We start from the raw sequence: 9,906 nt of genomic DNA on the forward strand, positions 1-9,906 counted from the left end.
ATTTGATGGCAACAGTACGGCAGAGCGTAAGTAGGGGTGAGTATATGAAGCAGATGATTGTTCGCTGCGAGCCGGACTCTACACAGATGGCACTGCTCGAGCATGGCAGACTTGTGGAGTTCGCGATTGAGCGTTCTGAAGAGACTGGCGTGGTAGGCAGTTTGTTTAAAGGGCGTGTAATTAATGTAATTCCAGGCATGCAGGCGGCTTTTGTGGATATCGGGCAGAAGAAGAATGCTTTCCTTTACATTGACGATGTACTGCATCCTCATTTAGAGAAGCAGCCAAAGCTCAAACCATCCATTACGGAGCTCCTTAAGGTTGGACAAGAACTTATTGTTCAAGTTGTTAAAGATGCTCTGGGGACGAAGGGTGCCCGGGTTACTACGCATTATTCACTGCCTGGAAGATGGATTGTATATATGCCCATATCTGGGTATGTTGCTGTATCCAAGCGGATTGAGAGAGAGAGTGAGAGGAATCGCCTCAGGCAACTCGGGGAAGAACTTCGCCTGGAAGAAGAAGGTTTAATCATACGGACTGTGGCAGAGAACGAACGGGCTGAAGCCATCAAGGAAGATTTGCTATTTCTGCGTGCACAATGGAAAGCTATTATGAGCCGATCAGAGACAGTCCAGGTCCCTGGTCTTCTCCACCAGGATTTAAGCATGGTTCAGCGGTTAATGAGAGACGTGTATATACCTCAGACTGGAGAGCTGATACTTGATAATAAGAAGCAGGCAGAAGAAGCAGCGTCCTTCTTGGAGGGAATGCTTCAAGGGGAGCTTCCGAGAGTTCAAGAATATAAGGATGACAAGCCTATCTTTGAAGCATACGGTATTCAGCAGCAGCTTAATAAGGACTTCCAGAGAAAAACCTGGTTGCCCGGTGGCGGATATCTGATTTGGGACCAGACTGAGGCTTTGACTGTAATAGATGTGAATACGGGTAAATTCACGGGTACGGATAATCTTGAAGATACGGTATATCAGACTAATCTGGAGGCTGCGGCTGAAATTGCGAGGCTTCTTCGTCTTCGGGATACTGGCGGGATTGTTATCATCGACTTTATCGACATGGAGATTGAAGATAACCGAAGCAGCGTATTGAATATGCTGGAATTGAAAATGAGACCTGACCGAACTCAACATCATATTCTTGGCTGGACCAAGCTCGGCCTGCTTGAGCTGACCCGTAAGAAGATGCGTGAAGGCAACGGCGGAGCTCATTTTGATGTTTGTACAGTATGTCAAGGTACGGGTAGAGTGAAACGTTAAGAAAAGTGGAAAGATAGAGTTGATTTTGAAGGGTGTCCATGCTATTATAATTTAGTATGTGTCTTAAGTGAACTCTTCTGCACATGCTGTAACCGCTCCGATCGGGTCAGTAAGTATGCCTTGGCATCACCTGAATCAGGCGAGTCTGAGAAATGAGGAGGTGCAGACAAATGTACGCAATTATTGAAACAGGTGGCAAGCAATACCGTGTTCAAGAAGGAGATGTTCTTTACATCGAGAAATTGAATGCTGGTGACGGCGAGAGTGTTACTTTCGATCGTGTTTTGGCAGTTTCTAAAGATGACGGCTTGGTAGCAGGAGCTCCACTCGTATCCGGTGCAAGTGTAACAGCGAAAGTTGAGAAACACGGCAAAGGCGAGAAAGTGGTTGTTTTCAAATACAAAGCTAAGAAGAACTACCGTAAGAAACAAGGTCATCGTCAACCATACACGAAAGTGACCATCGAGAAAATCCAAGCGTAAGAAGGTGCGGTAATTGATTATCGTCTCCATATTGCGCCGTAACGGCAGTGCTATTCAAGGGTTCAAAGTGGAAGGTCATGCGAATTATGCCAAGGCCGGTGAAGATATTGTATGTGCAGGCGTCTCCGCCGTCACAGTAGGTACAGTCAACTCGATTGAAGAACTTACCGGTATCGTTATGGAATCGGAAATGAAGAACGGTTTTCTGAACGCGGTTCTCCCGGATTCCAGCCAGTCTCCTGCATTTGATCAGGCCCAGCTTTTGTTGTCATCCCTGGTGGTTATGCTGAAGAGTATCGAACAGTCATACGACAAGTATATTAAGATAAAGAATGTCAATATTTGAAGAAGGAGGTAGACAACAATGTTGAAATTGGATCTCCAGTTATTCGCATCCAAGAAAGGTGTAGGTTCCACAAAGAACGGACGCGATAGTGAAGCGAAACGTCTTGGTGTGAAGCGCGCTGACGGCCAGACTGTTACAGGTGGCAGCATCCTCGTTCGCCAACGCGGTACGAAGATTCACCCAGGTAACAACGTGGGAATCGGTAAAGACGACACTCTCTTCGCAAAAGTTGATGGTGTAGTGAAATTCGAACGTTGGGGTCGCGATCGCAAAAAAGTGAGCGTCTACCCTGCCCAAGTCGCTCCGGTAGCGGCTGCAGTTGAAGCGTAAGAATTTGATTAAGCCCCCGGCAGTTATGCCGGGGGCTTTTTTGTAGTTAGCATCTGACTAGGACGGCGAGAATTCTTTTGTGATATACTGGTTAATGATGTCACCTCCGAAAAAGGAATGGAGAATTATGAAATATCGTAAATCGGCTTCTATAGTTGCCCTTATGTTGGCATTAGTACCTTTGATAGCGGTATATTTTGCGCATTCTCTCATTCTGCATCTTGCAGCATGCGTATGGGGGGGGCTCATAGGTCTGACTTATTTTCAGTTTATGAAGCGTCAGCGGGATAATGAGACAAAGCGGCTGCTTGATTCGTTCCAGCGAACAGCTACAGCAACACTGGGACACCATCGTCATGACTGGATGAATGATTTGCAAATTTTATATGGTTATATCCAGCTTGGAAAGCATGATAAACTCGTCCACTGTGTGGAAAGAATAAAGGAACGGATGAATATCGAGAGCAGTATTTCCAAATTAGGCATTCCGTCTTTGGTATTTTATCTGCAGTCGTTCCGTGAGGTTAACAGGTCTATTCATCTGGATGTTGAAATTGAGGAAGGACTGCAGCTCAGCGGCCTGCTTGATGCTGGGCAAGCAGAGGAACTGACCGAAGCCATCATGGATACCGTGCGTGCTTTTCAATTTGCCGGACGATCTTCATGGGGAGAGGTATTAGTGCTCAGGATGTCAATTTTTACAGAGAATCAGGAAATTGTTGTGATGTTTGAGCAAGAAGGTGACTATGGTAACGCTGAAATACTTAGACAGAGAATCGAAGAGACGGTTCAGGGCAAGCGGGTTAGAGCAGAACAGACGGAACCGCTGCAAGCCTCATTTGAGCTGCGTATACCATGTTGAACTATATAATGAGGTGAATCCATGTTTGTAGATAAAGCTAAGATATATGTAAAAGGCGGCGACGGTGGAGACGGAATCGTCTCCTTCAGACGTGAGAAGTATGTGCCGGAAGGTGGACCTGCAGGGGGAGACGGAGGCCGGGGCGGCGATGTGATTTTCCGGGTCGATGAGGGCCTGCGTACACTGATGGATTTCCGGTATCAACGTCACTTCAAAGCCCAGCGCGGGGAAAAGGGCCGGAATAAGAGCCAGCATGGAGCTGGCGCGGACGATATGATCGTTCGAATCCCGCCAGGCACGGTCATTATAGACGAAGATACTCAGGAGGTTCTTGCGGATTTAACCCGGCATGGGCAGCAGGTTGTGGTTGCTCGCGGAGGTCGGGGAGGCCGCGGGAATATTCGTTTCGCTACTCCGAACAATCCGGCTCCTGAACTTGCGGAGAATGGTGAAGAAGGCCAGGAAAGATACATTATTCTTGAACTTAAAGTGATGGCGGATGTGGGTCTGGTTGGATTCCCTAGTGTCGGCAAATCAACTTTGCTGTCCGTGGTCTCTGCGGCCAAGCCGAAAATAGGTGCGTATCACTTTACAACGATAACGCCGAATTTGGGTATGGTCGATGTAGGTGAGGGAAGAAGCTTTGTGATGGCAGATCTACCTGGTCTAATTGAGGGTGCCCACGAGGGCGTGGGTCTCGGCCATGAGTTCTTGCGGCACGTTGAACGTACTCGCGTCATTATTCATGTAGTGGATATGGCCGGTTCTGAAGGACGTGACCCATTTGAAGATTGGCAGAAGATTAATGAGGAATTGAAGCTGTACAATGCGGATCTGGAGAATCGTCCCCAGATTGTAGCGGCGAACAAGATGGACATGCCTGAGGCCGCGGAGCATCTAGAGGCTTTTCGGGCAAAGGTTGCCGAGGTGCGTCCGGATCTTGAAATCCTCCCGATTTCCTCTTTGACAAGAGAAGGGATTCAAGAGCTGCTGTACCGGGCCGCCGATCTACTGGATTCTATTCCGGAGGCACCGGCGATTGAAGAAGTAACTGAATTGAATGAACGCAAAATTTACAAGCTCGATAAGAAAGAAGATGAAGGCTTCGTAATCAAGCGTGAAAATGAAGCCTTTATAGTGGAAAGCCCTGCGATTGAGCGGATGATGAAACGAATGCAGCTGAATAGTCATGAGGCTATTCTCAAGCTTGCGCGGACAATGCGCCATATGGGAATCGATGATGAACTCCGTAAACGGGGCGCTGAGGACGGTACCATAGTCCGGATAGGCGATTTTGAATTCGAGTTTGTCGAAGGCAGCAGTTACTATTATTAATACTTGCCGTCTGTTGTCTTTAGTTTAAGAACAGCAGACGGCTCTTTTTATTTAAACAGACTAAAATCTATTGCCCGAAGGGATTATTTCCTATATAATGTCCACTATAGGAGAACAACAGTCTTTTTAAGGAGGACGTTTGTGAAAGAACGTTATTTCTTGGTTCGGGAGGATATTCTTCCAGAAGCCGTTGTCAAGACACTGCAGGTCAAGCAGCTCTTGGCAGGTGGTGAGGTGAAGACCGTGCATGAGGCTGTGGAGCAGGTGGGAATCAGCCGTAGTGCTTTTTACAAATATAAAGATGGGATCCATGTGCTTAATCATTTGGAGAGAGATCGAATTGTCACGATTTCTTTTGATTTGGAGCACCGTTCAGGCAGACTGTCAGAGGTTCTTGCCTTAATTGCGGGTTTTGGCGGAAATGTGCTAACGATTAATCAAAGTATCCCGCTGCAAGGAAGAGCGAATGTAGTTATTTCAGTAGAAATCTCACATCTGACTGAGGAACTTGATGAATTGACGGTAACTCTCCAGGCGACCCCGGGAGTACGGCGTGTTCATGTCATTGGTCAAGGTTAGATTGAGGGCAAATATATTATCGTTAGGAATTAGGAGGAGATGCGGGTGAAACCTGTTAAAGTTGGATTGTTGGGGCTGGGTACTGTAGGAACGGGTGTTGTCCGTATTGTTGAGGGACATCAGGAGGATTTGAGCAGTCAGGTAGGTTCTCCGATTGTAATTGAGAAGATAGCAGTTAAAAGCATGGATAAAGCAAGAAATATCGCCATTGATTCCAGCAAACTGACCGATAATCCGCTTGATGTCATTCGTGATCCTGAGATTGATGTCATTGTTGAGGTTATGGGCGGGATTGACGGTACGAAGGAATATATCCTGGAAGCCCTTGAGCGTGGAAAACATATTGTTACAGCTAATAAAGATCTCATGGCTTTGTATGGTTCTGAAATTCTGGCCAAAGCACAGGAAAAACAGTGCGATGTGTTCTATGAAGCCAGTGTGGCGGGTGGGATACCAATTATCCGTACCCTCATTGAGGGCTTCTCATCAGACCGTATCATGAAGATCATGGGGATTGTGAATGGGACAACCAACTTTATTTTGACGAAAATGAGCCAGGAAGGTGCTTCTTATGAGGATGTTCTGAAGGAAGCGCAAGAACTCGGCTATGCTGAATCCGACCCTACATCGGACGTAGAGGGCCTTGATGCAGCTCGTAAAATGGCTATTCTCGGCACACTCGGCTTCCGGACCAATGTTGAATTAAGTGACGTAAGCGTTCGCGGTATTTCGAGTGTATCCAAGGAGGATATTTTGTATGCCAAACAGCTCGGATACGAGATGAAACTGCTGGGTATTGCGGATAGACAGGATGATCAATTCAGTATTAGTGTACAGCCTACCATGGTGAAGAAATCACATCCGATCGCTTCTGTTAACGGTGTGTTCAACGCGGTCTACGTATATGGTGAGGCCGTAGGGGAGACGATGTTCTACGGTGCAGGTGCGGGAGAGATGCCTACAGCCACATCCGTGGTTGCCGACCTGGTTGCTGTAGTCAAGAACCTGAAGCTGGGCGTTAATGGGCTGAAAGCGATCGTTCCTTACAAGCCGAAGAAGCTGAAGAGTGATGAGGAAATTTGTTATAAGAACTTTTTGCTTCTGCATGTTGACGATAAGGCAGGGGTACTTGCCCAGATTACTCAAGTCTTCGCTGAGTATGATGTCAGCCTTGAATCGGTAGTACAATCTCCGAATGAGCATACTGATGCGGAGATTATAATCGTAACTCATGACGCAAGCCAAGCGAGCATGAACAAAGTGCTCCAGCATTTTGAATCCCTGGATGTTATCCGCCGAGTTAAGAGTGTATATCGTGTTGAAGGATAATTTATATAACAAAGGGGTTAAGTCATGAGTTCTTCGCAATCAAATGGTGTTCGGGTTAGAATTCCGGCGAGTACTGCGAATCTGGGGCCGGGATTTGATACCTTGGGTATGGCATTATCGTTATATGCATGGATTGAGATGAAAGCAGCAGATCAAACGTCATTCCATCTTTATGGAGATGAAATGAAGGGGATTCCCTTAGATAAGAGCAATCTGATCTATCAAGTTGCTCAATCTGTTTTCGAGGAAGCCGGAGTATCGATTCCTGAACTTGAGATTTCAATGTATTCGGATATACCTCTAACTAGAGGGCTTGGAAGCAGCGCTTCAGCGATCGTAGGGGCGCTTGTCGCAGCCAACGAATTGATCGGAGCTCCATTAACCTCTTCTAAGCTGTTCGATATGGCGACTGCCCTCGAGAAGCACCCGGATAATGTGGGGGCCTCTTTATTTGGAGGCATTATTGCGGCTTCTTGGGATGGCCAGCATGCTGATTATATTAGAATGGAACCTTCTTCTGATCTTGGAGTGCTGGTAGCGATTCCTGATTTCCAATTATCTACGTCTAAAGCTAGAGATGTGCTGCCGGAACAAGTATCATTAACAGACGCCGTTTATAATATCAGCAGATCATCACTGCTTACCGCGGCTTTCTCATCAGGACGTCTTGATCTTATTTCTGCAGCAATGAAAGATCGGATACACCAGCCTTACCGTGCCTCTCTTATTCCGGGAATGTCCCGGATTCTGAATGAGGCAGCTAACCATGGAGCTCTTGGAGCCGCCCTAAGTGGAGCAGGCCCTACATTGCTCGCGCTTGTTGACAAGCGTGCCGGAACAGGGCAGGGGCTTGAGGAATTTCTTCTGGGAATGCTGAATGAGCAGGGTATAACCGCTAAGACACTGTGGCTGGAGCCGAGTCGTGAAGGTGTAATCCGCATAGATGAAGGTACTGATAAGCGCTCCTTCTTGGATATCATTAAAGGAGATTGAAGCAAATGAAGAGAATTGCACTATTACCTGACGGGACTGTATCCCATGAAGCAGCGCTGCATTTATTTGGAGACGAAGCTGTAGAGCTAGTTCATTATAAACAAATTTCAGATGTATTCTTATCGACAGCTAACGGAGACACGGACTATAGTGTGATTCCAATAGAAAATACAATAGAAGGTTCTGTTTCTCTTCATATGGATTGGCTTGTCCATGAAGTCGATATTCCGATGCAGGTAGAGTGGGTATATCCCTCTATACAGAATTTGATTGGAAGAAGAGATGAATTGCTGTCCCCGGATGGAAAGCTGGATCTGTCGAAGGTGACCAAGGTCATTTCTCATCCTGTCGCTATGGCTCAGTGTCAGCAGTTTATTCGCTCACATATGCCGCAGGCAGATCTTGAGAATGCCCCTAGTACTTCAGAGGCGATAGAGACAGTTAAGAATAATCCGGATAAGGGCTGGCTTGCAATCGGAACTATTCTGGGAGCGAAGCGGCATGGACTGGATGTGCTGGCTGAGAAAGTGACTGATCATGACAATAACTATACCCGATTCGTTTTGATCGGACCGGCTAAGCTTGGGGAGCTGAAGCCTTCAGGCGAAGACAAGACCAGTATTCTGGTTACTCTGCCATCTGACTTTCCAGGTGCGCTGCACCAGGTGCTCTCAGCTTTCTCATGGCGAAAATTGAACCTGTCCCGAATTGAGTCCAGACCCACCAAGAAGAAGCTCGGAAATTACTATTTCTACATTGATGTACTTCACAACCTGGATTCTGTGCTTCTTCCCGCTGCGATAGCCGAGATCGAGGCCTTGGGCTGCCAGGTGCGGATTCTTGGGTCTTATTTAAGCTATTCCTATGAGCATAACATGACGGAGGTGCAGAACTAATGGCTGAGCAGTGGATATACCTCGATGGGGAGTTTGTTACCAAAGAGGGGGCGAAAGTATCCGTATTTGATCATGGCTTTTTGTATGGGGATGGTATTTTTGAAGGGATCCGCATCTATAACGGCAATATTTTTAAGTGCAAAGAGCACTTGGACCGGCTATACGATTCCGCTAAATCTATACAATTAAATATACCTTTGTCTTATCAAGAGATGGAAGAAGCTCTTGTGGAGACTCTTCGCCGCAATGAACTGCGCGATGGCTATATTCGCCTTGTTGTGTCCCGGGGAGTAGGGAATTTGGGGCTGGATCCGAACCGCTGTCCTAAAGCATCTATAATCATCATTGCTGAGCAGCTGGCTATTTATTCCGAAGAAGCTTATAAGACTGGCCTCAAAACAGTATCCGTATCAACTCGCCGTAATATTCCTGATGCACTCAACCCTAAGATCAAATCGCTGAATTATTTGAATAATATTCTAGTCAAGATTCAATCCAACTTGGCTGGGGCGGGCGAAGCGATCATGATGAATGCTCAGGGGTATGTGACTGAGGGCTCGGGCGATAATATTTTCATTGTAAAAAGAGGAGTTATCACCACACCGCCATGTTACCTCGGTGCGCTAGAGGGGATTACGCGCCAGGCTATCATCGAAATCTGTGAACGAATTGGATATAAGCTGAAGGAAGAGCCTTTTACGCTCCATGATGTGTATATCGCAGACGAGGTGTTCCTCACAGGAACTGCAGCTGAGGTTATAGCGGTTCGTGAAGTAGACGGCCGTATTATTGGCGAAGGCCACGCAGGACCGATTACTCTTCGTTTGCTTGATGAATTTAGAAGTATTGTTGACAAAGACGGAGTAAAAGTCTGGGAATAACCTTGATTTTCGTATCTTTTAAGTGGAGATCCTTTCTATCCTTAGTAGGGTAGAGAGGATTTTTTTATTTTCTAGGATGTCAAAACCCGGGCTACTGCATAGGATGTATTAAATGGGCAACGGGCGAATATCACGGCCCTAAGAAGAATTTTAGGAGGTCTTTGTCGCGTGAAACTACACATCGTGCAACAGGGAGATACAATGTATGATTTATCTAAGAAGTATGCCGTGCCGCTGCAAAAGTTGATTGATGCCAACCCGCAGATTGCGAATCCGGAACAATTAAATGTTGGTGATAAAGTGAAGGTACCTTCTATGGGCGTTTCTATAGGTGGGGGTGAAAATGTGCTTTACAAGCATGCGGTTAAGTCAGGGGATACCCTCTGGAAATTGTCCAACGCTTGGGGAATCCCGCTGCAAACGTTGATCAATGCTAACCCGCAGCTTTCAAATCCTGATGTGTTGAATGTCGGAGACATTGTAAACATTCCATCAGCTGGAAGTGGGAATGGAAACACGGCTGTTCCCCATGCAGAAAGCTCTCCGGGTAATGGGTTGAAGAATAACACAGCTCCTATAGGTTATGGAGGGAAGAA

The 9,906-nt window shown here is 46.6% G+C and carries 12 protein-coding genes and 1 other annotated feature (1 of these 13 running past the window's edge); all 12 genes read left to right on the forward strand.

The window, feature by feature from the left end; translation table 11 throughout:
- Window positions 1-44: 44 nt before the first annotated feature.
- Complete coding sequence (locus ACRRNK_RS06075) at window positions 45-1,277, forward strand: Rne/Rng family ribonuclease (RefSeq protein ID WP_433945890.1); 1,233 nt, start codon at window positions 45-47, stop codon at window positions 1,275-1,277.
- Between the two features lie 80 nt (window positions 1,278-1,357).
- Window positions 1,358-1,434, forward strand: a sequence feature (ribosomal protein L21 leader region).
- 13 nt (window positions 1,435-1,447) lie between these two features.
- Entirely contained in the window at window positions 1,448-1,759 is a 312-nt protein-coding gene (rplU, locus tag ACRRNK_RS06080; RefSeq protein ID WP_433945891.1) for a 50S ribosomal protein L21, read from the forward strand.
- Window positions 1,760-1,772: 13 nt separating this feature from the next.
- Window positions 1,773-2,105 carry a ribosomal-processing cysteine protease Prp gene (locus ACRRNK_RS06085; protein WP_433945892.1) on the forward strand — a complete coding sequence of 111 codons (333 nt, stop codon included), beginning with the start codon at window positions 1,773-1,775 and terminating at the stop codon, window positions 2,103-2,105.
- An 18-nt stretch (window positions 2,106-2,123) separates the two neighbouring features.
- Complete coding sequence (gene rpmA, locus ACRRNK_RS06090; RefSeq protein WP_127201018.1) at window positions 2,124-2,435, forward strand: 50S ribosomal protein L27; 312 nt, start codon at window positions 2,124-2,126, stop codon at window positions 2,433-2,435.
- A 271-nt stretch (window positions 2,436-2,706) separates the two neighbouring features.
- Window positions 2,707-3,297, forward strand: coding sequence for a Spo0B domain-containing protein (locus tag ACRRNK_RS06095; RefSeq protein ID WP_433945893.1), 591 nt, complete (start codon window positions 2,707-2,709; stop codon window positions 3,295-3,297).
- Window positions 3,298-3,318: 21 nt separating this feature from the next.
- Window positions 3,319-4,632 carry a GTPase ObgE gene (gene obgE, locus ACRRNK_RS06100; protein WP_433945894.1) on the forward strand — a complete coding sequence of 438 codons (1,314 nt, stop codon included), beginning with the start codon at window positions 3,319-3,321 and terminating at the stop codon, window positions 4,630-4,632.
- Window positions 4,633-4,773: 141 nt separating this feature from the next.
- Complete coding sequence (locus ACRRNK_RS06105) at window positions 4,774-5,211, forward strand: ACT domain-containing protein (protein ID WP_433945895.1); 438 nt, start codon at window positions 4,774-4,776, stop codon at window positions 5,209-5,211.
- A gap of 45 nt (window positions 5,212-5,256) precedes the next feature.
- On the forward strand, window positions 5,257-6,540 hold the full coding sequence (locus ACRRNK_RS06110; RefSeq protein WP_433945896.1) for a homoserine dehydrogenase: 1,284 nt from the start codon (window positions 5,257-5,259) through the stop codon (window positions 6,538-6,540).
- A 24-nt stretch (window positions 6,541-6,564) separates the two neighbouring features.
- The gene (gene thrB / locus ACRRNK_RS06115; protein ID WP_433945897.1) at window positions 6,565-7,533 is read left to right on the forward strand and encodes a homoserine kinase; all 969 of its coding nucleotides are present in this window, start codon (window positions 6,565-6,567) and stop codon (window positions 7,531-7,533) included.
- Window positions 7,534-7,538: 5 nt separating this feature from the next.
- Window positions 7,539-8,429 carry a prephenate dehydratase gene (gene pheA, locus ACRRNK_RS06120; RefSeq protein ID WP_433945898.1) on the forward strand — a complete coding sequence of 297 codons (891 nt, stop codon included), beginning with the start codon at window positions 7,539-7,541 and terminating at the stop codon, window positions 8,427-8,429.
- Window positions 8,429-9,310, forward strand: a complete 882-nt coding sequence (gene ilvE, locus ACRRNK_RS06125) for a branched-chain-amino-acid transaminase (protein WP_433945899.1) — start codon at window positions 8,429-8,431, stop codon at window positions 9,308-9,310. The genes pheA and ilvE overlap by 1 nt, the downstream gene beginning before the upstream one ends.
- Before the next feature lie 168 nt (window positions 9,311-9,478).
- Window positions 9,479-9,906, forward strand: the start of a protein-coding gene (locus tag ACRRNK_RS06130; protein WP_433945900.1) for a LysM peptidoglycan-binding domain-containing protein. It continues 1,180 nt past the right edge of the window; 428 of the gene's 1,608 nt are visible here — the first part of the coding sequence; its start codon is at window positions 9,479-9,481; its stop codon lies beyond the right edge, outside the window.

Source organism: Paenibacillus sp. SN-8-1, from assembly GCF_050995535.1.
In the GTDB taxonomy this organism is placed as follows: domain Bacteria; phylum Bacillota; class Bacilli; order Paenibacillales; family Paenibacillaceae; genus Fontibacillus.